The organism is Thalassospira marina (assembly GCF_002844375.1).
In the GTDB taxonomy this organism is placed as follows: domain Bacteria; phylum Pseudomonadota; class Alphaproteobacteria; order Rhodospirillales; family Thalassospiraceae; genus Thalassospira; species Thalassospira marina.
Map to the genome: position 1 here is coordinate 3,229,320 of NZ_CP024199.1, position 25,673 is coordinate 3,254,992.

Genomic DNA, 25,673 nt, shown 5'->3' on the forward strand with positions numbered 1-25,673 from the left:
AGTTGCCCTGGTTTGCAACCGGTTTGAAAGTCGCGCCGATGGTGCGCGCCCCATAAAATTTGTTCCCGGCTTTAACCCGGCAGAATAAAACTGTCGACCACCTTTTTGGTGCCGACCTCGTCGAAATGGATTTCCAGCTTGTTTCCATCCACCGACCGCACGGTACCCGGGCCGAATTTGCGATGACGGACCTTGTCCCCCACCTGATATTTCGACGATCCCTTGCGCGATGTGAAAACTGCTTCGCCGTCCGGGGCAACGTCGATCACGTTTTTACGCACCCGATCCTGCCAGCCGGCACTGGCAAATTTGCGGTCGGAAAAATCGCGGTTTTGCGAACGATACCCGCCGCTGCTGGCATTGCCATCATTGGCCCAGCTTGGCGGTTTCATCCAGTCATCCGCCCCCCAGGCACCGGGCGAAACATTGCCTTTGCCCTGTGACAGGCCGGTATCGCTGATGCGATCAATATGTTCGCCGGGCAATTCATCGACAAAACGCGACGGCAGGGCACTTTGCCACTGGTTATAAATGCGGCGATTGGCGGCATAGGTAACAGTGGCACGTTTGCGCGCCCGGGTAATGCCGACATAGGCCAGCCGACGTTCTTCCTCCAGCCCCTTAACGCCGCTTTCATCCATGGCGCGCTGGTGGGGAAATACCCCTTCTTCCCAGCCGGGTAAAAAGACATAGTCAAATTCCAGCCCCTTGGCGGCGTGCAGGGTCATGATCGTGACCTTTTCACGCTCGTCGGACTGATCATTTTCCATCACCAGCGAAACATGTTCCAAAAACGTCGTCAGGTTTTCAAATTCGCCAATCGCGGAAACAAGTTCCTTCAGGTTTTCCAGACGGCCCGGTGCATCAATTTCCTTGGAAGCCCGCCACATATCTGTATAGCCGCTTTCATCAAGGACGATTTCCAGAACCTCGACATGGCTTTTTTCCGCCAGAAGGGCGCGCCAGCGGTCAAAATCGGCCAGGAATATCGACAAATCCTTGCGCAGCTTTGGTTTCAGTTCTTCGGTATCGATCAGTTCGCGGGTTGCCATGGGCAGCGAAACCGATTGATCACGCGAATATTGATGCAGGGTTTGCAGGGCAACCTTGCCCACCCCACGCTTGGGCACATTGACGATACGTTCAAATGCCAGGCTGTCATCGGGTTGCGCGATCAGGCGGATATAGGCCAGCGCATCGCGAATTTCCTGACGCTCGTAAAACCGTGCGCCCCCCACCACGCGATAGGGAATACCCAGCGTGATCATGCGTTCTTCAAATTCACGGGTCTGGAAACCCGCGCGCACCAGAATGGCGATTTGCGATGCACCGATGCCCCGGCTTTGCAGGGCTTCGATATCTTCGCCAACAAGCCGCGCTTCGGATTCACCATCCCACACGCCTTTGACCTGCACTTTTTCGCCAGCGTCAATTTCAGTCCATAATTCCTTGCCCAAACGGCCGGAATTATGTGCAATCAACTGCGATGCCGCGGCCAGAATATGCGGGGTAGAGCGATAATTCTGCTCCAGCCGGACAACATGGGCGCCGGGAAAATCACTTTCAAAACGCAGGATGTTGCCCACTTCCGCCCCACGCCAGCTATAGATCGCCTGGTCATCATCGCCAACGCAGCAAATATTGCGATGAACCATCGCCATCGCGCGCAACCACAAATACTGGGCGACGTTGGTATCCTGATATTCATCGACCAGAATATAGCGGAAGGTTTGCTGATACTGGCGCAGTACTTCGGGATGCTTTTGGAAAATCGTCAGGCAGTGCAGCAGCAAATCGCCAAAGTCAGCAGCATTCAGCACCGTCAGGCGTTCCTGGTAAATGCGATAAAGCTGCTGGGCGCGGCCATTGGCAAATTCCATGCCCTCGGTGGCGCGGTCCGGGGTCAGGCCTTTGTCTTTCCAGCGCTGAATGATCCCCATCAGTTGCTTGGCCGGCCATTTTTTAGAATCGATCTGTTCGGCATCCATGATCTGCTTGAGCAGGCGGATCTGATCGTCCGTATCAAGGATGGTGAAATTCGATTTCAAACCCACCAGTTCGGCATGGCGGCGCAACAAACGTGCCGCAAGCGAGTGGAACGTCCCCAGCCACCAGCCTTTAACCGGGCGACCAAGGGTGGCTGCCACACGTTCCTGCATTTCACGCGCAGCACGGTTGGTAAAGGTTACGGTCAATATTTGCTGGGGGTGCAGATATTCCGGCGCCCCGCCTTTTGTTTCCAAAAGATGCGCCAGACGCGTGGTCAAAACCCGCGTTTTTCCCGTTCCTGCCCCGGCCAGCACCAATAACGGCCCATCCAGCGTCGCGACCGCGTCGCGCTGTTCGGTATTAAGCGTGGTCAGGTATCCCGGTGTTGGCGCGTCTTCAAGACGCATGTCCGGGGCTGAGCTGTATTCGTCGATTTCAAAGGGATCATCAGTCATGGCAGCATATATAACACGCGAAACAGACAGGGCCAGTATGGCTTTTGCCATTGTGCAACAAAACAGGAACTTCCGACACCTGTTTCCGAATTTTCACGCGGCGTAACACATATTTCCTGCCAATGAAATTATGATTACCGGCACGCGCCAAAACACCCCACCAAGTAACGCAAAACCCGAATAATCAATATGTCACCGTGACCACCACAGTATCCTGATAGGTACCAGGCACCGGCGAAGGCTGGGCCGGGACCCGGCCATAAACCGGGGCAGCAAGCAAACTGCCATCACCAATACCGGCCAGAATGCCCGCACCATCCCCTGTCCAAAGCTGCCCATGCCCGGCGTCCTGAAACAGGTTATATCGAATGGCGTTGGCCCCGTGGCGCATTTGCCGGTCCAGCGGGTTGCCGCTTAGCCCACCTCCCAGCCCGATTTTAAAAGATGTGCCGGGTGTGCAGATCACACCAATTTCGCCCAAAGTTTCCACCGGCTGATCAAGCAGGCCATGCACACCAAAATCCATGTCCTGTGCCTCGACCAGGCAGTTTGCCTCGATTTGTGCAAGGGTTGCAAAAGTTGGCCGGGCGATACCGCCAATTAGCGTGACGGCACAATTCAACACGCTGATATCGCCATATACAAACTGGGTTTCGCTGCCCGAAAATGTTGAAAGATAATTGCCCGTGGCCCGTGGTTCCTGCCCCGGGGCGATGCGCCCATATATGGTGACCGTTTTGGTCGCCGTGCCGGTTATTGGCGTTGCAAACAGGTCGATCGTCGGCGGCAACCCCAAAACGGGATACGCCGCCGAACCCCAAAGGGTGCTGCGCGATGCATCGCGATAAAGCTGGAAATCAAGTGTGCTACCGGTGCCATTGCGCATTTGCCGCCAGCCCCCGCTGCTGCCGCCCGCCCCGGCATTGATATTGGGGCATACCCGCACACTGCCCAGCGCCATGCCGGTACAACTGATCGACAGGGTTGCCGTGCTATCCACCGCCGTCCCGGCAAGTGTATCGACATTGCCAAAATTAAGTTCGGTAATGCCAAATGTGCAGGTTGACGCGCGGGCAGAAGAACCGGAAGCAGCCAGCAACACAAGAATAATGCCCGCCACAACGGCAAAACCTGGACGGAAAATACATACCCCCCAAGAAGCAACCATGTGATTTGTCATGGCGAAGGCACCGTCGGGCTAACGGGCTGGCACACGACATTATCGATTTGCACCTGGCTGTCATAGACAAATTCAAAATCGAAATAGGCCTCGCAGCGGCGCGCTCCCACCGGGCTAATAATGACGTGGTTTTTATCGGCCAACCCCTTGATATAGGCCTGGCCATCATAGCCAACACCAAAGGTTTGATCAGTCCCGACCAGCCGCCCACGCGACCCCGGTGGAATGAAATTACCCTGGGCATCACGCAGGGTGACAAGCGCAGCTGAAATTTGCTGGCGCACATTAAAATCAACACTGGATGCACCATTATCGGTAGGCACCACCACCCGCCGCACGCTGCCAATATCAGCCGTCAGGGGCAGTGAAACAGGATCAATCGAAATGCGGTTGGGTTCCCACGGGCGCAAATTGGGCACCAGCATTTTGCCATTGCCTGCGGTGCGCCCCACCGCCCGGTTTTCCGAACGAATTTCCATATCGGGTGCACCCGCATCAACCACGGCAAAGGCCCCGTTTATGCGGTTTCCCAAAAATGTATCACCGCCAACCATCACGGCACTGCCCTCCATATCCAGTGACATGCGGTAATCGTCTTCTGTTTTTTCCAGATCACCTGATAATTGCATCGCCTGCGCACGATAGGTTGCCGCGACCCTTTTGCGTTCCAGTGCCCCGTGCGATGCCGATGCCCGCCAGCCATAATCCCCGACGGACCGCGAAGCAGGCCTGGCAATATCGACCGAGGTTGAATAACCGCTTTTGCGATGTGACACGCTGGAAGTAAGGTGCTGCCTGCCAAGCGGCACCGATAACCCCAAATAAATGCCGGTTTCGCCATCTTCGCCCAGATTTTTGTAAACATTGCCAAAAAGCGTCCAGTTGCCTTCCATCCGGCGGTTAAACGCAGCAGATACGATACGCGCTGGCGTTTCGCCGTTGTTTTCAAGATTGGTGAAACCAAGATTGATCACTGATGGATCAAAAGACAAAGGCAGCGAAAGTGCCACCTGATCAAGCGCACGGGGCGGCAGCATATAGGCGTTTTGGCCATCTGTGCCGGAATCGCTGCTATCGACCATTTCGGAAGCCAGTGCTGCCACATCGCTATATTCGGCAAAGCTGCGCTGGGAACGCAGATACAAATAAAACCCGTCAAAGGTAAATTCGCTTGATGCCGAAAGCTGCATGCCTGATCCCAACTTGCCGCTGGAGCCCGCCGCAGCAAAAGACAGAATACCGCGATCAAAGGCATTAAAAACAACCCCGCCCCCGGCAAGGGCCACATCAGGTGAAACTTCTGCATGGGAAGTTAGGGTTACATCGTCGGAAAACCCATAGCGCAATGTGCCAATGGATGCAGGGCCGCCATGATAATCGTTTGATTTGATGCCGTAATTGCGCCGGGCGACCCCGGCTGAAAGCGTAAAATCCAGCAGGTCCTTTCGCAACAGGCGTGGTGATGTAAAAAAGGGCAGCTCCATTACCTGTTGCTGCCCCATCACATCGCGAACCACCACTGTTGTCACCCCGTATCCGGACACAACAGGGATATTGGTAATTTCAAACGGCCCATCGGGAACGGAGGTGGAATATTGCCGGGCATTATTAACATATATATCAACCGTCGAGGGCACCGCCGCCGACCCGTTAACCGCTGGCAACGGGTTGGTCACGATATCGGGCCGCAAACCGAAATTACGCGAAATCTGCCCGCCCCCCAGCCGCACCGGGCGTGTCCAGATCAAACCGCCACTTACCAAGTCCCCCGCACGGTATTCCTGCATATCTTCGGGGTCCGAACGCACCCAGTAACTGTTAAGCCGGCGCATATCGGACCAGCCATTTTCGTCCAGGGTATCGATTACCACATTATTGGAAAACCGACCGACAGGGGAATAAAGCTGCATGTCAAAGGCACCTGAAATGCCAACATCATTGCCGCGTCCAAGCCCGGCACCATCGATGCTTTCGGTTTCGGCACGGACCAGATAATTCACAAGCCCGCCATAAAGCACCCCACCATCATGGTGGTCCGCCCCGCGATCGGTTACGGGATTAAGCATATTCACCCGCCTTGGCACGCGCGAGGCATCAAACACATTGAAATAGATGGCCTGTTCGGGTTCCGATATCCGGTAAAAGACCGACTGCATTTTCAGAAGTTCAACCAGCCCATCGTCATCGGTTGCCAGGGGGTCGGGGATAATACCCACATTGCGCAACTGCCCCGCATCAATCAGAAGGCCCCTTTCCGGGTCGCTTGAAAATGCCGCGACCCAGCCAGTGGACCGGCCATTGACAAACACCTCCAACTGCAATTCGCGGGGCATGTGGGAAATATCGGGTTTTTCCCCTTCCTGCGGCGTGGGTGACGCATAGGCAGGGGGAAATTCCTGGGCATTCCCGCAAGCCGGAATGATCGCATAACACATAACAGTCAGGGCAAATGCGTGACTAGTCGAGATCGACCGCACTGAACTGCCCTGCTTCGCTATCTGCGGTCAGATCATAGGGGCCAGCAAAGGCATGTGCGCCGTTTAAAACCCAGCTCATTTTTGAATTGCCCAGCACATATCCCAGCAAACCGGCATAGCGGACTTCCTCGTTCCCCTGCCCTGACAGGGAAAGGTTGGATATTTTCAGGCGTCGTGGCCCCCGATTTACCGCATCAAGGCGCATGGAACCATCGCTTTGGGTTTGGACATTCCATTCGACATCGGGCTGGTCCAACACCGCCTGCGAGAAAAACAGCGGGATCGAATGGCGCAAAACCACCGTCACATTGCCACCTTCCTGAAGGCTGGGAGATGGCAGTTCATCGACCACCAGACGATAGGATTCCTCGTTTACCACGGGTTGGCGGGACACACGCACAATGCGGATGATATTTTGCGACCCGGCCTGCAGGGTGGAAATGGGCGGACTTGCCACCACATCGGTCGTGGGCTGATAGGATTGCTGGCCATCCTTTTGCACCCAGCGAAAAACCCGAACCTGAATATCGACCGACTGGTTTGAATCATTCCATATTCGCAGGCCGGTTGCCGATGTTGGCGCGATCAGGTCCAGCAAAACAGGCGAAACGCGCAGGGCTGCCGCACTGGCGCCAGATGGAAAAGCACCAGAAACAAGCAAGGCAAGACCAAGCCAGACTGATGCCATAACGGAACCTGCAAAATGCAAGCAGCGCATGGGGAACCTCCGGTTGTTCAAATGCACGGATGATACTGGGCGTAAAATGCAGCGACGCCGTTTCGTACTTACCCGTTCGTACTTCCCGGTTCAGACTTACCCGTTCGTGCTAATAGGTGACTGTCACCGTAACGACATCGGCATACACCCCGGCACTGGGAGTAAGCTGGGCCGGGACCTGGCCATACACCGTGTAACTTTGCACATCCCCCGTCCCGACGGATGCAACCGTATCCGCGCCGACGGTATTGCCCCAGACCTGGGTTCGCCCGGCATCCTGATAAAGCTGGTAGGAAACGGTTTGTCCGCCAGGCCCGGTCATCAGGCGGCCAGCCACAGTGGCCCCAACGCCAAGGCCTGGGCTAAGCCCGACATTATAGGCCGTGTCATTGGTACACTGAACAGATACCGAGCTGCTGGATTGCACATTACTGTCAAGCACACCGAAGGATGCGAAATCCATATCCTCGGCGGAATCAACCTGGCATTCGGCGGTAATGGTTATCTGCACATTAAACTGGGCGGTAGATGTTTGCGCACGCGCCAGAGAAACGAAGCCAAAGACAAGCACCACGATGATGCAGTGCAGGATTCTGAATTTTCCCATGATATCGCACCCCAACGATCTTTTTGCGATCATTAATAATATTACAATTCTATAAAAAGACGTAAAAATCAACCTTAACGATTATAATTGGAAAAATTACAACATTATAATAACCAAAGGTTATCAACCCCACCTGACATCCGAATTGGTGCAACACACTATGCCCGTCCTGCCATGACACGCCCCACACAGCCGTAAATGCCCCAAGCCTCCCCGCCCGGCAGAAATGACCGGCATTTGGTTATTTTGCGGAAAACCACACAAACCGGCCTGCCATCCCCCTTGCCTGATCAGCCAGAAACACCGGCCTTGCCCCGCTTTAGACCTTGCGCAGGCATGGCGTAAAAATTGCTTGGTTTATCAACGCCTAACGCATCAGGCTGTTGAACCCGGCAAGATTTGCCGCCTTTTGGCATGCCCGGAACAGCACCTGGGGGGTTGGGTTGTGTTTCCCTTGTCAAACGGGAGATTTGAATGACGAGTGGCATAAGTGGTCTTGGGCTTGGCGGGCAGATATTTTCCAGCCGCAGCGCAGACAAAACGAGTGCCCTTGGTGCTATCGAAGATATCGCAGGTTTTAGCGCAGGAAGCGCGTCAACCGAGGACACAAAATCTTCCAGCAGCGTGTCTGGTACAGACAATCTGCTGAAGTATTCGCCGCAAATGTCTGACAGCTTGCAGGCATTTATGGTGGGGTTGCAGGAAAGTACGCAATCATCACAATCCAATGGCGCGGCCGAGGCCAGCCAGATGTTTGCCGACCTTGACAGCAATGGCGACGGAACGCTCAGCCGGGAAGAATTTCTGGCAGGCAAGCCCGATGACGTAAGCGATGAACAGGCCGAAAATCTGTGGAACCAGATTTCGGGCGGTTCGGAAAGTGGCGTCAGCCAGGATGATTTCGTAACCGCCATGCAATCGGGTGCCGGTGCGCCCCCGGCTGGTGGCGGAAGTGGCGGTGATGGCGAAGAAAGCTATGACGCACGCGACACCAACAAGGATGGCGTTGTCAGCCTTGAAGAATTGATGGCGGCAAGTTCAGGGATTGATTCGGTTTCCGATGACGACCTGGCAAACCTCATCAATTCCGATGCGGACGGGTCATCAGGCAGCAGTTCATCGGCCCGGACCGGGCAGGCAAATGCTGGCCTGTTTGGCGGGACATTCGCCACAACGGGATCGAATGTCAACTTTGACAATCGCGTGCTGGCACAAATGATGACAGCACAAAACAGCGCCTATCAGACCGGTGCTGGCGTGGCATAAGCCATCCTATACCCGTCTGCCAAAACATGACAAAGGGCACGCAATTGCAGGCGTGCCCTTTGAATTTCGCAATCAATTATCCGCACAACACCCCAATGCCACCCGTTGTGCCATGGTCGCGCAATAAGGGCGCGTGCCCCTAAAACAATTTGGGCGGGGCATCGCCGCGTTCTTCGCCATGCAGTTCCAGAAGCGCGCGGTTATAGGCCATCATCGCATCCTTTTCATGGACAAAGCCGATCATGAGGCGGTCTTCGGTACCGGCAACCACGGGCAAATGTTCCTCGCCAGTTTGCTCCATCAGGCGAATGGCATGTTCGATACTGTCTTCGCGGCAAACGGCGGGTGGTTTGACCCTTGCAAGCTGAATGGCGGTAACATCATCGCCAATTTCGGGGTCGAAGGCAGCATGTCGCAAATCAGCCAGCGTAATGGTCCCCAAAAGCTTGTCAGCGTCATCAAGGACAAACAGCTCGCCATAGGGCGCATTGATCAGCTTTTCGCGCAGGCGGCTAAGGGGTTCGTCCGGCAGGACCGTGGCAAATTGCCGCGACATGACATCGACCACCTTCAAACTGCGCAAAAGGTTTACTTCGCGGCCCCAGCGATGGCTAAGCCCGCGCTGGCGCAACTGCCAGCCAAAAAACGACCCGCCCTGGGCGTGATCCGCAATCATGGAGGCAATGACCGATGCCACCATGACCGCAATGGTCAGTTCGTAATCGCCGGTCAGTTCAAAAATGATCAGGGTTGTTGAAATGGGCGCGCCCAGCATGGCGGCTGCCACCGCCCCCATACCGACGAGCGTATAGGCCCCGTGACCGGAAGACAAATGTGGCAAAAGGGCCGTCGCCGTCAGCCCGAAGGCACCACCCAGCATTGCCCCCAAAAACAGGGCCGGGCTGAAAACACCGCCGCCAAACCCAAAGGCAAGGCATATCACCACCAGCACCGCCTTGACGGCCAGAAGCTGGCTAAGCAAGGACCAGGAATAAACCTCGTATAATGCATCGTTGATGGCGCCATACCCGACGCCAACCACCTGCGGATAGCCCACCGCCATCACACCCACGGCCAGCCCCGCCAATGCCGGGCGCCCCCAGACCGGAATGCGAGCGGCACGAATGAATTGCTGCGTGATACCAACGGAACGCACGACAAGAATGCTAAGGATACCAGCGCAAATACCCAGCAGGGCAAAGGCCGGAAATTCCAGAAAAGATGCGATTTCGTGCGCAGGGATCAGAAAGGCGACGTCATGGCCGAAATAAAGCCGGGTTAAAATGGTACCGCTGACCGATGCCAGAACAATCGGCGCAAATGCCGTCAGGGCATAATGACCCAGGGCCACCTCGTGGGCAAAAAGTGCGCCTGCCAGCGGGGCGTTAAAGGATGCCGCTACCGCCGAAGCCACCCCACACCCCAATAGGGTACGTGCGGCACTGCGCCGCAAATGCAAAATGCGCGTCAGCCAGGAGCCGATGGTCGCTCCCATATGCACAACCGGTCCCTCGCGCCCCAAAGATGCCCCACAGCCAAGTGAAGCAACATTAACAAGCGCAGCCTTAAGCCCGCCCCGCGCAGACATGCGCCCGTCATGGAAGGCGGCAGCATCGATCACATCAGCCACACCAAGGGCGCGGCGATCAGGCATAAAACGGTAAACAAACAGGCCAATCAAAAGTCCGCCCAAGGTTGGCACCAAAATAAGGTGCCAGGATGGTAAATCCTGCAGGAAATAATGCACGGCTTCATCAGACGAGCCATAGCCCAGCTTCTGGATCAGCAGCAGTCCTTCGCGAAAGACAATCGCCATCGCACCCACAATGGTGCCCACCACCAGCGCCAGAATGGACAGGACAAGCTGTTCGCCCTTCATCATGCGGCGCAAGCCAATAAATATGCGCGGATTTCGCAGCGAATTTTCGGCCAAAATACCCCCTGCCCCTATCATGCGGAACTACCAGGGCGCACACCCCAGACGAGTATATCGCATTGCACATCCACCACCGTCAATTTATCTGTCAGGAGACTTCGCCCACCCCCGCCAGATTGCGGTTTTTTCACATACATGCCAGCGCATCTGTGCGAAATTAAAAAAACGATCATTGATCTTTGGCTGCGCGATGCCCCATTCTGACAGCCAAATCAGATGCATACCAGATGCACGAACCTTTCGTTTCAGGACATTCAGTTAATGACCACCAGTCAATCGACGGGTACATCCGTGTCCCGCCCCATACCGCCTTTTGCCGAATTTGTCGCCCTGATGGCCCTGACAATGGGCATGGTGGCGCTTTCAATTGACAATCTTTTACCCGCCTTTGGCCCCATCGCGCGCGATTATGCCCTGTCTGATCCCAATGAAATCCAGCTTTTGGTTTTCATTTTCATGATCGGCTTTTCGCTGATGCAAATTGTCTATGGCCCGCTGGCCGATGTTTATGGCCGCAAAAGCACACTGATGCTGGGGCTGGTGATTTACAGCATTGGCACCGTACTATCATTTTTTGCCGACAGTTTTGAACATCTGCTGCTTGCCCGCTTTATCCAGGGGCTGGGGGCGGCGGCCCCGCGTGTTTTGACCCTGACCATCATCCGCGACTGTTTTGATGGGCGCGACATGGCGCGCGTGATGTCGCTGGTGATGATGGTGTTTATTATCGTACCGGTATTTGCCCCGGCCAGTGGCGGTTTGATCCTGTCTTTTGGCAGCTGGCACCTGATTTTCGGGTTTATGCTGTTGCTCGTGGTGGTGGTTGCGCTTTGGTACAAGCTGCGCATGCCCGAAACGCTGCACCCGGAATACCGGCATAAACTTTCCATTCGCCGCATCGCCCGTGATTTTGGCGTTACCGCCACCACCCGCCAAACTGTGGGTTATGCCACGGCCATGGGCCTGTGTTTTGGTTGCCTGATGTCCTATATCGGGTCGGCCGAGCAGATATTTGATTCATCGATCTACAAGCTGGGCGACTGGTTTCCGGTGGTTTTTGGCCTGATTGCAGCCGCCATGAGCGTGGCGTCCTTTGTCAATGCGCGCCTGGTGCGCAAGATCGGCATGCACAAACTTTCGCATTTCGGCCTGTGCGTTTTTATCGCGATGGGGGCCATCAATGTGGTGGTTGCGCTTGCCTATAATGGTGTCCCGCCACTTTGGATGTTTGGTCTTGGCCTGACGGTTGCGCATTTCGCCTTCATGCTGACCATGCCGAATTTCAATTCACTGGCAATGGAACCCCTGGGCGCAATTGCTGGCACGGCATCCTCGCTGATCGGGTTTTACACCACGCTGATCGGTGTGGTTTGCGGCACCATTGTCGGCCAGAATTTTAACGGCACGGTTATTCCGCTGGTTACGGGTTATCTTGCCCTGGGCGTTTTGTGCCTGGTGATTGTTCTGGCCACGGAAAAGGGCCGCCTGTTCCACCCCACCCATCAGGCGTAATGACGCGCCCCATGACGGAAAATCCACCCGTCATGGGGCCTTATCCCAAAGTTTGAAGCCGCTTTTAAAGGTGGCTTTTCCGGCATGGAAAAAGCCGAAATCAACCTTTGATTTCGTATGATTGCGCACCAAAGCGGGCATTTAACATTAACCAGCACAGCCTGTTTTAATCACATATAACTAATTCACGTCCTTGACGTTTTGCGCCAATTGATATTAGCTTTCAACTTGGGGTTTAGGGGCTTTTACGCGCACACCGCCATCTTCAGTCATCTTTCGCCCGGCAGGCGATGAGAGTGGAAAGATCGCAGTATGTCAAAGACGACCATATCATCCATCAGCACGGTCAAAAGCAAGCTGACCGCGATTATCGCCCGGACCAGACTGGTTGAAGCCGGGCGCATCCATATGGTTGGTTTTGATACCTTAAAAGATGCCCTTGGGGACCGCTGGGTCAGCGTGCGTGAACGGGTTTTGACCTATGCCGAAAACCGCCTGACACAGCATTTAAGCAGCCAGGATGCCTTTTTCCGCTATGGCGATGAAGAATTCCTGATCGTCTTTGCCAACCTTTCCAATCAGGCCGCGCAAATGCTGGTGGGCAAGGTGGCCGAAGAAGTCCATCAGTTCATTTTGGGGTCCCCTGATACCCAGTCCATTACCATCAAATCCGCCGTTCAGCAGGTGGATGGCGAATTGCTGTTTCAGGACCTGTCCCTGGCGGAAGTTCTGGCCGTTGCCCACAACCAGTCAACGGAAACACCCAAAAAACCGCGCGGAAACACTGCCTTTCGTGAAAAATCCCCGCCGGGTAAAATGCAGGGCAGCCTGCTGGTTGAGGATACAGGCGATATTACCGGTGAAATCGGCCCGCCGGAATTAACCCCAGTTTCCTTTGTTTTCCGCCCTCTTTGGGATGTAAAAAACAAACGCATCACGACATATCGCTGTGTGCCAACACGCAGAATGGCAGCGGGTTACACGGTCGAACAATATGCGGTTTTAAATGCCACTGACGGGCAGGAGACCGTTCTTGACCTTGATATCGCAACCCTGCATACCGCCGCACGCACCCTATCACGCGTGATGGATAGTGGTTTTGTTTTTGCCTGCAATGTGACGGTGCACTACGAAACCATGTCGCGCAATGATTCGCGCCGCGCCTATATCGAGGCGATTGATCAGATCCCCGTGCAATTGCGCCGGTTCTTTATCGTCGAACTGACGGAACTGCCCGTTGGTATTCCCATGGTGCGCTTTGCCGAATTTACATCGATCCTGAATGCGCGTATTCGCGCGATCAGCTGCCGCATCCCGCTTGATACCCGAAACCTGCAGGGATATGGCAATGCCAACCTGTTTGCCGTGACGATTGATCTGGGGGATATTCGCAAAAGCGAAGGCGAGATCATGAAGAAATTCGACCAGATCGCTGCGGCGGCGGCCAATACCGGGTTAAAAACCTGCATTACCGGCATCAAATCCACCAGCCTGGCCATTGCGGCGGCGGCATCGGGCATCACCTATATTGGCGGCAAAAGCGTGCGCGATGACCGCAAAATTCCCGGACGCGTCATTACCATGACATGGTCGGATTATTTCGGCTTTTAACCGGAATCAGCTGCAGGGGATGGTACAACACGCCCTTGCCCGCCGTGGCTGGCCCTGGTTTGCACGGCCAATTCACGGCCTTCCCCAAAATGCGCGCAATCACAACCAGTTCGATCGGGCGGGTTTGGCATTATCAAGCACCTTACGTATGGCGCGTGCTATGGCATCAGGGTTGACTGGCATTAACAGCGATGTTGCGTTTTTGGCCTGTTCGCGTACCACCGGCAATTCGATCTGGGTTAACAAAACAGCGGGCATTTCGGCATCAAGCAGGAAAAGTTGATCAAGAAACAGGCTGTGCTCTTCGTCTTCACGCGGAACACCTTCGGCGATAATGCCATCAAATTCATCACCCTCGCTCTGGGCTTTCATAAAATCGCGTTCGCCATCAAATTCGCGCACGTCATAGCCCAGTTCACGCAAACGCGCGACCAGTTGCAACCGGAAGGGGGCGTTTTCAACAATCACGGCCAGGCTTTCCGGCCCGCCCTTTAATTTGTCATGATTGATCACATGGGCCACAACCGGGGCCTGATTTTCGAAGCGCGGCAGATAAAGGATAATTTCGGTTCCCTTGCCCGGTTCGCTGTGCAGTTCCAGCTTGCCGCCGGACTGATACACAAAACCATGCACCATACTCAGCCCAAGGCCACTGCCCTTGCCGACTTCCTTGGTGGTGAAAAACGGTTCAAACACGTTTTTAAGGATTTCTGGCGGAATACCAGTACCGCTATCCTTAACATGGATTGCGATCATATCCTTTTCTTTGCCGGTGCCATCATTATGACCGTGGCTGTTGGCTGCGGTGATGGAAATTTTGCCGCCATCGGGCATGGCATCCCGCGCATTGATAGCCAGGTTAATCAGCGCGGTTTCAAGTTGCGCGGGGTCAACATAGGCCCGGCACAGGCCATAGGGCACATTACACACCAGCTGGATATTCTCGCCCAAGGTGCGTTCAAGAAGGCGCTGCACATTGCGTAACAATATATCCAGATCAACTGATTGCGGGGTTAATGGCTGCTTGCGCGAAAAGGCCAGCAACTGGCGAGTAAGTTCGGTTGCACGCTCAGCGGCCATTTCGCACAGGTCGATATTGACCCGCGCCTCGGCATCATCGGCAAAGCGAATGGCCAGTTCATCGATATTATTCAAAATGACGGTCAGCAGATTGTTGAAATCATGGGCAACACCGCCTGTCAGGCTACCGACCGCCTTTAATTTCTGGGCCTGAAGCAGTTCTTCCTGCATTTCAACGCGCCTTGTGATGTCGCGGAAATAAACCGATATGCCCCGTTCAAACGGGAAAATACGGTTCTGAAACCATTTGTGGCGCACTGCGGAATAAACTTCAAATTCCCGCATTTTGCCGGTTTCCCGCGCCTTGTGAAATTCAGCAAAAACCACGGTTTCACGGGCATGGGGCACCAGTTCCCAAAAGGACTTGCCGATTAATTCGCTTTCAGGCGCGCCAAAGCTTTCGCTGGCCTGATGATTGACATGGGTAAAACGCCAGTTTTCATCAAGCGAGAAAAAATTATCGGAAATGGAATTCAGGATTTCGCGGGTATTGCGTTCTTTCTGTTCGGCATCCTGGCGGGCCTCGGCAGCAATTTCGAGGGCCTCGATATTCTTGCCTTCCAGCAATAGATTTTCGATCACGACAAAACACAAATCGCCAAACTGGCGGGCAATAACCCGGCCGATTTTATCGCCGACGGGCAGGCCAAAAATGGTAAAATCGATATGGCGCACCAATTGCGCGCCCGACAGATGCATATGAAAATCTTCGACCTGAACCTGCCGGTCGGCGCGTTTGCGTTTGCCACTGGGCCGAAGCCCCGACGAAAACTTTGCCACGCCATCGCCCCAGGTCACCTTGCCGCCCATTTCAAAGGCGGTCTGATTATGCAGTTCCGACCGACCAACCGCTTCATGTGCCAGATTGCCATCCACCGATGACACCTCGATGCGCAATTTCTGGCAGTTTAGCAATTCAACGCAGTTCGCCCCCAATGCCTCCAGCGCGGCGGGGATATTATCGCTTTTTTGAATTTCAGTGGAAAACATGGCCAGATGGCGCAATCGCCGGGATTGCCGGGCGATCAGCGCTTCGCTACGGATATAGGTTTGCAAGCTGTAGCGCGCCAGCGACAGCACAATCGCCGCCACAATCAACGCGACCAGCACATCACCCATGATCGTGGACAGATAATGGTTATAAACCGACCAGTAAGGGGTGCTGAGAACCAGGCTAAGCTGCCCGGTTGGCACATAAAAATAGGCGCCAAGCAACATGTGGCTGAAATCATCGAAGGTGGATGATTTTTGCGCCCGGCGATCATCGGCGGTAAACAGCACAGATGCCGAATGCGCCGCATAGCGCCCCTGCACCCGCTGTTTTTCATCGATCGAATATTGGAAAAGCGGGCTGCCATTGCGGTTTAAAATTTCAATGATCCCGCCCGATGCCACCTTGAGCTTGCGAAACGCATCAACAAAACGCTGCACGCTGATGGTCGCCGTGATCATACCGGCAAAATCATTTCCGGGGGTTTTGATGGCACGCGAAATGCGCAGTACTGTCTGGTTGCGCGAGGCCCCAAACATGCCCACCGCCGGACCGCTGATATAGGTGCCGCTATCCGGTTTGTTTTTCAGATACAGAAAATCAACCCGGTTGCTGAAATCGGACCGTTCATGTTCAAAGGCAAGGTCGGAAACATATTTCATCTTGCCGTCATCACCAACGACGATGATTTCATCAATGCTGCTAAACACGTCGCTTTGACGTGCCAGCCTTTCGTCAATTTCACGTGGTGATTTTTCGCGCCCCGTTCCCAGTTCGTAATTGCGCACAATGCCAATCAGTGCGGCCTCAACATCGGCGAAAATGTAATTAGTGTGCTGGCCCAGGCTTTCGACCACGTCAAGAACGTGGGATTTCTGAACATGGACTTCTTCATACAGATAAAAGCCGATCTTGACCGGCACGACGATGCACAGCGAAAACAAAAACAGCCGCGATGCAATTTTATAGGCCTGAAGCGCGTTACGGGGCCGCGCGAAAAAGCGGTGCATATCCATCATAACGGTTGCCACCTTTGCCATTGTCGCGCGTCACAATAATCTGGTGATGATTTCGACCAGCATGCGCACCCGAAAAGGTTTGGGCAAAATCTCGTTCGCGCCGCTGCGTTTGGCGATTTCCAGAAATTCAAAATTCTGGGTTCGCCCACCGCCCGACATGGCAATGATCGGAATGGTGGCATCAAGCTTGCGAAGCTCGGGGATCGCCTCGATCCCGCCAAGGTCGGGCATGATGATATCCATCACCACAATATCGGGGCGATTGCGCTGGAACGATTTGATGGCCTGGTTACCATCAATAGCCAGACGCACATTAAACCCCGCCGTGTTCAGGCCACTGGCAATTGTTTGACGAACCATATTGTCGTCTTCCACAAGAAGTACATTTTTCATCTGCCTTCTTCCCCCTCTTGTGCACAGACAGGCCATCACCCGGCAGGCGACAAGCACTATCCGGTCTTAAAATGTGTTCTCCTTTTTCTTCTGCAGATGCGGGTTTGCCATGCCTTCTCGTTCGCATGTCTGTTTTGGCATTTGCCATATGCATGCGTGATATCGTCCCGGCAACAATACCACTCCTAGTTGATATATGATGTCAATATAAACCTTGGAATTACGTAACCCTGCCATTTGGCAGAGCATCACTGAGGAAGGAACGCAGTTGGCAGCATGACAGCACCGGCCACCAACCCAGCATATGCCGCTGGCAGAAAATATCAAAAAACCAGCAACTACCCCGTAATATTCAGGCGACTGATAATGCTTTGATTTTTCGGGCAAGCGCCAAAAACCAGCACGGCGCATCGCGGCATTGCAGGCATTTATGTGCGCTTCATCACTACTCGACCTATTGATTATACGTAGGGATAGTATATATAATCACAGGTATAAAAATGAAATAACGGCCAGGAGCAAGCTGCCGCAGACAGCCCGTAAAACTGCAAAAATAACAATGACCTGATGCCGAATAAGCACCGGGACATTGCCCGGATCCGGGAAAGCAGGCGAATCACCGCCGGTTTTACATACCGCGATCCAGAAATGCCGGTCCCCAGGGACTGGTCACACAGGAAACAAAGATACATTCATCGCAGCAGAAGCACGAACAAGAGACGACAATGCCGAAAAGTCCAATGTCCCAAATGGATTCTGTTAAAAGCAAGCTGACCAATATAATTGCCAAAAGCAAACTGGTTGAAGCAGGTCGCATTCACATGGTGGGCTTTGACACGGTCAAAGAAACACTGGGCGACCGGTGGGAAGCCGTCCAGGAACGGGTAATGAATTTTGCCGAAAACCGGCTTACCGCCCATCTTGGCAGCCAGGATACATTTTTCAGATATGACGGCGACCAGTTCCTGATTGTTTTTGCCAATCTGTCGCACGAAGCCGCACAAATGCTGGTTGGCAAAGTCGCCAGTGAGGTGCACCAGTTTATTCTGGGATCACCCGACCTTGAAACCATCAGCGTGAAAACCGCCGTTGAACAGGTGGACGGTGAATTGCTGTTTCGTGAACTGACCCTGGCCGAGGTTTTAACCAGCGCACATGATGCCGCACATCTTTGCCCGAACGGGGCAAAGGATGCCGCCAAAGCCAACGCAGCCCGCAAAAAACCGGTTGCCACCAAAAAGCAGGGCAGCATCCTGATCGAGGATGACGGCCTTGATGCAAGCAATATCGTGGTGCCGCAGCTCGCCCCGATCAGCTTTATCTATCGGCCGCTATGGAATGTTTATAACCAGCGCATCACCAATTATCACTGCATTCCCATTCGCCGGGTTTCCGCGGGTTATATCATTGAAGGATATGACGTTTTAGGCACCAGCGACGAAATTGAATGCATTGTTGATCTGGATATCGCAACGATCCAGGCGGCGGGCAAAACCATGGCCAAGGCCATTGAACATAACATGCTGTTTGCCTGTAACCTGTCGGTGCATCACGAAACCCTGTCGCGGGCGGAAACACGCCGCATTTACCTTGAGGCCCTGGACCGCATCCCGCCGCAAATCCGCCGGTTTTTCATTCTGGAAATTGATGGTTTGCCCGTCGGCATTCCCAGCATGCGCATTGCCGAATTCACATCGCTTTTGCACAGCCGTATCCGCGCGATTACCTGCAAGGTCGGGATGGAAGTGCGCAACCTGCAACCCTATGGCAATGCCAACCTATTTGGCGTGACCCTTGATCTGATCGATAACCGCAAGCCCGAAATTGACGTGATGAAGAAGTTCGACCAACTGGCGGCGGCAGCAAACAATATCAACCTGAAAACAGCAGTGACCAATATCCGCAGCACCAGCCTTGCCCTGGCCGCAGCGGCGGCTGGCATCACCTATATCGGCGGCAAAGGCGTGGGTGATGACAACAAACTCCCCGGTCGGCTGCGCAAGCTGACCTTCAATGACTTTTTCGGCATCCCCGATATGGTGCAAAACCAGTCCGCCTGATCCCGTTCCAAGAGGAAAAGGTACTCCAAAATCAAAGGCCGCAGCATTCATCGCTGCGGCCTTTGGTTTGTCAGCTATTTATCACGGCAAAATTACGGGGCAAATCGCCCAAACCATTCGCGCTAAGCCCCGTCGAACAAACCACGCAGGGCACGGGCTACTTCGGATGGCTGGGCTGGCAAATCGACCGATGCAGCATTAGCCGCCTTGCCTGGGCGGCTGACACCGGCATTAACCAGATAAACCACCTTTAACCCGGCATGCAGGCGGAAAAGCTGCTCTACATGTTCGGCCACTTCGGATTCTTCACCCAGCAGCAATTCGGCGATTACCCCGTCACAGACAAAGCCGGAACTGGCTGTTTTAAGGAAATCACGCTGGGAGCCAAATTCATCCACCCGATAGCCCAGACCGCGCAACCAATCCGCCAGATAACGGCGGAATTGCGGGTTTTCCTTCACCACAACCAGATGTTCCTTGCCTTCCAGCGATTTGATATCGGTGGGCAATTCGTTCTGGAACAGTTTGGCGCCGGTAAATTGCGGCAGATAAAGAATAACCTCCGTCCCCACGCCAACAGTACTGGCAATTTCCACCCGCCCGCCGGACTGATAGGCAAAGCCATGCACCATGCTAAGGCCAAGCCCACTGCCCTTGCCCACTTCCTTGGTGGTAAAGAAGGGTTCAAACACGTCTTTTCGGACTTCTTCTGGCATGCCGGTGCCGGTATCACGCACCGATATGCGCACAAAACTGCGCAGCTGATCGCTTGATGTGGCATCCTCGACCATTGCCATTTCAGCACGCAGGTAAATGGTGCCACCTTCGGGCATGGCATCACGCGCATTGACCGACAGATTGATCAATGCATTTTCCAGCTGAACCGGGTCAACAAAGGCATGGGCCAGGTCATCACCGGCTTCAATGACAATGGCAATTTCACTGCCCAGCGTTCGTTGCAGCAATTGACGAACCGTTGCCAGCAGGCTGGCAATATCAACTTCCTTGGGGCTTAAGGGCTGTTTACGTGAAAAGGCCAACAACTGCCGTGTCAGGCTTGCCGCACGGTCGGTTGCCATTTCACACAGTTCCAGGTTTTCAGCGAGGTCGTCATCCTCGGCCATTTTCATTGCCATCAATTCGATGTTGTTTTGCACCACGGTTAGCAGATTGTTGAAATCATGCGCGATACCGGCCGTCAGGGTGCCAATGGCCTTTAATTTACGGGTCTGGCGCAATTCATCCTGCATTTTTACGCGCCGGGTAATATCGGTAAAATATACTGAAATGCCGCGTTCAAACGGATAGACACGGTCCGCATACCAGCGTCCGCGCTCGTCCGAATAATATTCAAATTCGCGTTTTTCACCGGTTTCACGGGCCAGGTGAAATTCCGAATAAATGAACCCTTCACGCAAATGCGGCATCAGATCCCAAATCGAACGGCCCAGTAATTCACCCGCCGGAAAGCCCAGAACCTCCATCGCCTGCTGATTGACATGGGTAAAACGCCAATGTTCATCGAGCGCAAAGAAGTTATCGGAAATGGAATTAAGGATTTCCTCGGAAAAGCGTGCCTTTTGAACCGCATCCGTTCGGGCGACTTCGGCCTGCATCTGGCTTTTGCGGGCCAGTTCGGCAGATTCCAGGGTTTTGACCTGCAATAACAGGTTTTCAATCGCGGCCATCGCCAGGTGGCTGCATTGTTCGGAAATGGCCCAGCCGATGGTGTCTTCCTCGGGTTGGCCGGCCACCGAAAAATCAATATAGGCGACTTCGCCCGTACCATTCAGGCGCATGCCAAAATCGCCCCGGCGGGCAGAGTTTTCCTGTGGATTAGGGGCATCTTCATGGAAAAACAGGCGTCCCAACCAGTGATAAAACCGCCCCCGGCTGCCCTGAATGGCAAGGTCTGGCCACTGGTTATAATGCGAGCGATCATTGCGTTTCTTTTGCACAATCTGCTGCATAAATTGTCCGTCCGCACGCCGCACTTCGATCTTAACACGTTCACAATCCAGCACTTCCGCACTTTTGGTACAAAGCGCCTGAAGGGCATCGTCGACGGTTTTGCATTTTAAAATATCGGTCGAAAATTCGGCCAGGCGGCGCAGGCGATAGGACCGATAGGCAATCAACGCCTTGTCACGCCGGTAACTGCGGAAACTGTAATGTGCCAGCAGCAAAATGACGGTCGAAATCGCAATCGAAATCAGGATGTCAAAAAAGCTGTACCATAAAAACGGGCCATAGGCCGTGGCATAGGGCACGCGCACGACAAAGCACAAATCCCCGGTTGCAATCGGCTTGTAACCGCCCAGTTCCAGATTTTCGATATCGTTAAAGGCCTGGGCGGCATCGTCACGATACTGGGTGCACATCAGCGTCGTTTCATCACTTTCAAGAAGCGCGCCTTTCAGCATGCGGCCATCGCGAAACGACACCTGAACGAGCGGCCGGCCATAACGGTTCAGGATGGCGAGGTAACCATCATTGGCGATTTTGACACTGGTGAAAATTTCGGCGATCCGTGGCAGCCGGACCGTAGCCGAAATAATACCGTTAAACCGCCCGTCAGCGGTATGCAGCGGCAAGGATGCATGAATGGCCCGAACATTAACGCCATCCTCGACTGCAAAATGCACAGGCCCATCAATGAACAGATCACGGTCAGAATTCAGTTTCAGATATTTGAAATCCGAACGCTGCCGCACATTATGAAACAACGAATTGCTACCACCCGATGCATATAGCATTTCGCCATTGCGGCTATAGATATCAATCTCGTCGATAATGGCGATCACATCGCGCTGGCGCGTCAGGCTAAGGTTAATCTCATAAGCGTTTTTACCACTGGCAATATCGGCCGCCAGGCTTTGGCGTGTGGCCTTTAGCGATGTTTCAACATGGCCCAGCACATATTCGGCATTGTGGCTTAGGGTATCGACAACATTTAACAGATGGCCGCGCTGGTTACCGGTTTCGGCCTGAAAATAGAAAGCGCCGCGCAGCAGCACGATTGCCACCACAACGACCAGAAACAGCCGGGTTGCCAGGCGATAAACCCGTGCAGCATCCAGCGACCGGCCCAAAAACCGCCTGCGCCAGTTACGAATACCCGTCACGATGTCAGGACCGTGCGGATCAGGGCGACAAGCGCGCGAAGCTGAAACGGTTTGGGTAAAATCTCGGTCGCGCCACACCGTTTGGCAATTTCCAGAAATTCCATATTCTGCGTACGGCCACCGCCTGAAACCGCAATGATCGGGATGGTCGCATCGATCATGCGAATATCGCCGATGGTTTCAATACCACCACGGTCGGGCATGATCACATCCATGATGATCACATCGGGGCGGCGCAGCTTGAATTCCTTAACCGCCTGTAGCCCGTTATAGGCCATCGTGACCTCGAACCCCGCAGCCTTCAGGCCACTTGATACGGTTTTACCAACCAGCATGTCATCCTCGACAAGAAGAACCTTGCCTGCCATGCCCGAAACAGTCGCCGATGCCATCTAAACCTGTCCTCTAACTCAACCGAAATTATAACCATAAGTATATTAAACTATACCAATGGATATGACGGTTTAAGTAGAGATTTTCAACCGTAAAATGTCGCCCAAATGGCAGAACGACACGAAAAAGCCGAAGCCCTGATAAAAGGCTTCGGCTTTTCAGTAAGTTGCGAAATCGCACTCATCCTGCTGTGCGTATGATACGCACCCTGCCCGGATTAACGCGGATCGTAGTTCAGGTTCGGAGCCAGCCAGCGTTCGGCAACCGACAGGTCCATGCCTTTGCGCTTGGCGTAATCTTCGACCTGGTCGCGTTCGATTTTACCCAGGCCGAAATATTTGGCATCGGGGTTGGCAAAATAAAGCCCGCTGACCGATGCGGTCGGCGTCATGGCATAGCTTTCCGTCAGCGTTACACCGGTATTCTTTTCAGCATCCAGCAGGCGCCACAGGGTGCCCTTTTCGGTATGGTCCGGGCAGGCCGGATACCCTGGTGCCGGGCGAATACCCTGGTATTTTTCCGCAATCAGATCATCGTTGGACAGGTTTTCGTCGCTGGCATAAGCCCACACTTCGCGGCGAACCTTTTCATGCATGGTTTCGGCAAAGGCTTCGGCAAAACGGTCACCCAGTGCCTTCACAAGGATGGCATTGTAATCGTCATGCTCGGCTTCCATTTTGCGCGCGATATCCTCGACCTCCGGCCCGGCGGTAACAACAAAGCCACCGATATAATCGGTTTTACCGCTGTCTTTGGGCGCGATGTAGTCAGCAAGGGCGCGGTTGGGGCGCTTGTTATCTTCGCGATACATCTGCTGGCGCAGGGTATGGATGGTGATGGGTTCGTTTCCATCGGGTGCCGGGGTGATTTCAATATCATCACCCACCGAATTTGCCGGCCAAACACCGACAACCGCACGCGGCTTGAACCATTTTTCATCAACAATGCGTTTAAGCATCGCCTGGGCATCGGCATAAAGGTTACGCGCTGTTTCACCCACAACCGCATCATCAAGGATGGCGGGGAAACGGCCATGCAGTTCCCAGGTTTCAAAAAACGGCTTCCAGTCAAACCGTTTGACCAGTTCGGCCAGATCGAAATCCTCAAACACCGTCAGGCCCGGTTTGGCCGGGGCGATGGGCGTAAAGGCATCCCAATCCAGGCGGGCCTTGTTGGCGCGCGCATCGGTCAGGGCAAAGCGGCGTTTCTGCAATTGCTGGGCGGCATGGCGTTCGGCCATGGCAACATATTCATTACGCAATTCGTTAACAAAAACTTCGCGATGGGTTTCGGAAACCAGCTTGCTGGCAACACCCACTGCGCGCGATGCATCAATCACGTACACAACGGCCTTGTCGTAATTCGGCGCGATTTTAACCGCTGTATGCACCTTCGATGTTGTCGCCCCACCAATCAAAAGCGGAATATCAAGGCCTTGGCGCTTCATTTCGGCGGCGACAAAGGTCATTTCTTCCAGCGACGGTGTAATCAGACCGGAAAGCCCGATCATATCGACATTTTCGGCCTTTGCCGTTTCGATAATCTTTTGGGTCGGGACCATCACGCCAAGGTCGATGACCTCGAAATTGTTACATTGCAGAACAACACCAACGATGTTCTTACCGATATCGTGAACGTCACCCTTCACGGTTGCCAGCAGGATTTTACCGTTGCTTTCGCGTTTGCCGTCCTTTTCCTCCTCGATATAGGGGATCAGGTAGGCAACAGCCTTTTTCATCACGCGGGCAGATTTCACCACCTGGGGCAAAAACATTTTACCAGCACCAAACAGGTCACCAACAATGTTCATGCCATCCATCAGCGGGCCTTCAATCACATGAAGGGGCCTTTCAGCCTGCTGGCGGGCTTCTTCGGTGTCTTCCTCGACAAATTCGGCAATCCCGTTAACCAGCGCATGCGCCAGGCGTTCCGTGACCGGCTTTTTACGCCATTCAAGGTCGGCTTTCTTTTCGGCCCCACCGGCACCTTTGTATTTATCGGCAATTTCCAAAAGGCGGTCGGTGGCATCCGAACGGCGGTTCAGGATCACATCCTCGACCCGTTCGCGCAGTTCGGCAGGGATTTCTTCATACACCACAAGCTGGCCGGCATTCACGATGCCCATATCCATGCCAGCCTTGATCGCGTGATACAAAAACACCGAATGCATGGCTTCACGCACCGGGTTATTGCCCCTGAACGAGAAGGAAACGTTGGAAACCCCGCCCGATATTTTGGCGTAAGGCAGGTTCTTCTTGATCAGCTTACAGGCTTCGATGAAATCGACGGCGTAATTGTCGTGTTCTTCAATCCCGGTCGCGACAGCAAAAATGTTCGGATCGAAAATGATGTCTTCGGGCGGGAAACCGACTTCATCGACCAGCACACGATAGCTGCGCTGACAAATTTCAAACTTGCGGGTAACCGTGTCGGCCTGGCCTTTTTCATCAAAGGCCATCACCACAACAGCAGCACCATAACGGCGCAAAAGTTTGGCCTGGCGAATGAAGGGTTCAGGCCCTTCCTTCAGGCTGATCGAGTTAACGATGCCCTTGCCCTGCAGGCATTTCAGGCCGGATTCGATCACGTTCCATTTCGAACTGTCGACCATGATCGGCACACGGGCAATGTCGGGTTCTGCCGCCACCAGATTGATAAATTTCACCATCGCCGATTCAGCATCGAGCATCGCATCATCCATATTGATGTCGATGATCTGGGCGCCGTTTTCGACCTGTTCGCGGGCAACATCAAGGGCTGCTTCGTAGTTTTCCTCGACGATCAGCTTCTTGAATTTCAACGAACCCGCAACGTTGGTGCGTTCGCCGATATTGATGAATCTGGATATTTCGGACATCGTT

15 protein-coding genes are annotated in these 25,673 nt (G+C 53.9%); 4 read left to right on the forward strand and 11 right to left on the reverse strand.

The genetic code is table 11. From position 1 onward, the window contains the following. Positions 1 to 71: 71 nt before the first annotated feature. The 5 genes from CSC3H3_RS14735 to CSC3H3_RS14755 all read right to left on the reverse strand — a co-directional run bounded on the left by CSC3H3_RS14735 (position 72) and on the right by CSC3H3_RS14755 (position 7,426). Positions 72 to 2,444 carry an ATP-dependent helicase gene (locus tag CSC3H3_RS14735; RefSeq protein WP_101286255.1) on the reverse strand — a complete coding sequence of 791 codons (2,373 nt, stop codon included), beginning with the start codon at positions 2,442 to 2,444 and terminating at the stop codon, positions 72 to 74. A gap of 184 nt (positions 2,445 to 2,628) precedes the next feature. Next, complete coding sequence (locus CSC3H3_RS14740; protein ID WP_172963431.1) at positions 2,629 to 3,612, reverse strand: Csu type fimbrial protein; 984 nt, start codon at positions 3,610 to 3,612, stop codon at positions 2,629 to 2,631. An 8-nt stretch (positions 3,613 to 3,620) separates the two neighbouring features. Continuing rightward, on the reverse strand, positions 3,621 to 6,101 hold the full coding sequence (locus CSC3H3_RS14745; protein WP_157831908.1) for a fimbria/pilus outer membrane usher protein: 2,481 nt from the start codon (positions 6,099 to 6,101) through the stop codon (positions 3,621 to 3,623). Beyond that, positions 6,082 to 6,789 carry a fimbrial biogenesis chaperone gene (locus CSC3H3_RS14750; RefSeq protein WP_157831909.1) on the reverse strand — a complete coding sequence of 236 codons (708 nt, stop codon included), beginning with the start codon at positions 6,787 to 6,789 and terminating at the stop codon, positions 6,082 to 6,084. The genes CSC3H3_RS14745 and CSC3H3_RS14750 overlap by 20 nt, the downstream gene beginning before the upstream one ends. Before the next feature lie 139 nt (positions 6,790 to 6,928). Continuing rightward, on the reverse strand, positions 6,929 to 7,426 hold the full coding sequence (locus CSC3H3_RS14755) for a Csu type fimbrial protein (protein ID WP_101285310.1): 498 nt from the start codon (positions 7,424 to 7,426) through the stop codon (positions 6,929 to 6,931). Between the two features lie 474 nt (positions 7,427 to 7,900). Here CSC3H3_RS14755 and CSC3H3_RS14760 point away from each other — a divergent pair, with 474 nt between their 5' ends. Further along, entirely contained in the window at positions 7,901 to 8,692 is a 792-nt protein-coding gene (locus tag CSC3H3_RS14760) for an EF-hand domain-containing protein (protein WP_101285311.1), read from the forward strand. A 139-nt stretch (positions 8,693 to 8,831) separates the two neighbouring features. Here the strand turns inward: CSC3H3_RS14760 and CSC3H3_RS14765 are convergent, their stop codons facing one another. Continuing rightward, on the reverse strand, positions 8,832 to 10,625 hold the full coding sequence (locus tag CSC3H3_RS14765) for a chloride channel protein (RefSeq protein WP_245881134.1): 1,794 nt from the start codon (positions 10,623 to 10,625) through the stop codon (positions 8,832 to 8,834). Between the two features lie 264 nt (positions 10,626 to 10,889). Here CSC3H3_RS14765 and CSC3H3_RS14770 point away from each other — a divergent pair, with 264 nt between their 5' ends. Both CSC3H3_RS14770 and CSC3H3_RS14775 read left to right on the forward strand, forming a co-directional pair. Further along, positions 10,890 to 12,140 (forward strand): multidrug effflux MFS transporter, encoded by a 1,251-nt coding sequence (locus CSC3H3_RS14770; RefSeq protein WP_101285312.1) that lies wholly within the window; start codon positions 10,890 to 10,892, stop codon positions 12,138 to 12,140. Between the two features lie 312 nt (positions 12,141 to 12,452). Then, positions 12,453 to 13,751 carry a diguanylate cyclase domain-containing protein gene (locus CSC3H3_RS14775; RefSeq protein ID WP_101285313.1) on the forward strand — a complete coding sequence of 433 codons (1,299 nt, stop codon included), beginning with the start codon at positions 12,453 to 12,455 and terminating at the stop codon, positions 13,749 to 13,751. A gap of 99 nt (positions 13,752 to 13,850) precedes the next feature. Here CSC3H3_RS14775 and CSC3H3_RS14780 read toward each other — a convergent pair whose 3' ends face one another. Both CSC3H3_RS14780 and CSC3H3_RS14785 read right to left on the reverse strand, forming a co-directional pair. Then, entirely contained in the window at positions 13,851 to 16,841 is a 2,991-nt protein-coding gene (locus tag CSC3H3_RS14780; protein WP_172963432.1) for an ATP-binding protein, read from the reverse strand. A gap of 30 nt (positions 16,842 to 16,871) precedes the next feature. Next, positions 16,872 to 17,234, reverse strand: coding sequence for a response regulator (locus CSC3H3_RS14785; RefSeq protein ID WP_157831910.1), 363 nt, complete (start codon positions 17,232 to 17,234; stop codon positions 16,872 to 16,874). A gap of 740 nt (positions 17,235 to 17,974) precedes the next feature. On the opposite strand from CSC3H3_RS14785, the gene CSC3H3_RS14790 reads away from it, so the two are divergent. Next, complete coding sequence (locus CSC3H3_RS14790) at positions 17,975 to 19,294, forward strand: diguanylate cyclase domain-containing protein (protein ID WP_157831911.1); 1,320 nt, start codon at positions 17,975 to 17,977, stop codon at positions 19,292 to 19,294. 122 nt (positions 19,295 to 19,416) lie between these two features. On the opposite strand, the gene CSC3H3_RS14795 is transcribed toward CSC3H3_RS14790, so the two are convergent. The 3 genes from CSC3H3_RS14795 to metH form a co-directional block, all read right to left on the reverse strand. After that, entirely contained in the window at positions 19,417 to 22,419 is a 3,003-nt protein-coding gene (locus CSC3H3_RS14795; RefSeq protein ID WP_157831912.1) for a sensor histidine kinase, read from the reverse strand. Continuing rightward, a complete protein-coding gene (locus CSC3H3_RS14800; protein ID WP_101264823.1) occupies positions 22,416 to 22,811 on the reverse strand; it encodes a response regulator transcription factor in 396 nt (131 codons plus the stop codon). Before CSC3H3_RS14800 ends, CSC3H3_RS14795 begins: the two co-directional genes overlap by 4 nt. A 218-nt stretch (positions 22,812 to 23,029) precedes the next feature. Continuing rightward, positions 23,030 to 25,669, reverse strand: a complete 2,640-nt coding sequence (gene metH, locus CSC3H3_RS14805) for a methionine synthase (protein ID WP_101285318.1) — start codon at positions 25,667 to 25,669, stop codon at positions 23,030 to 23,032. Positions 25,670 to 25,673: the final 4 nt, after the last annotated feature.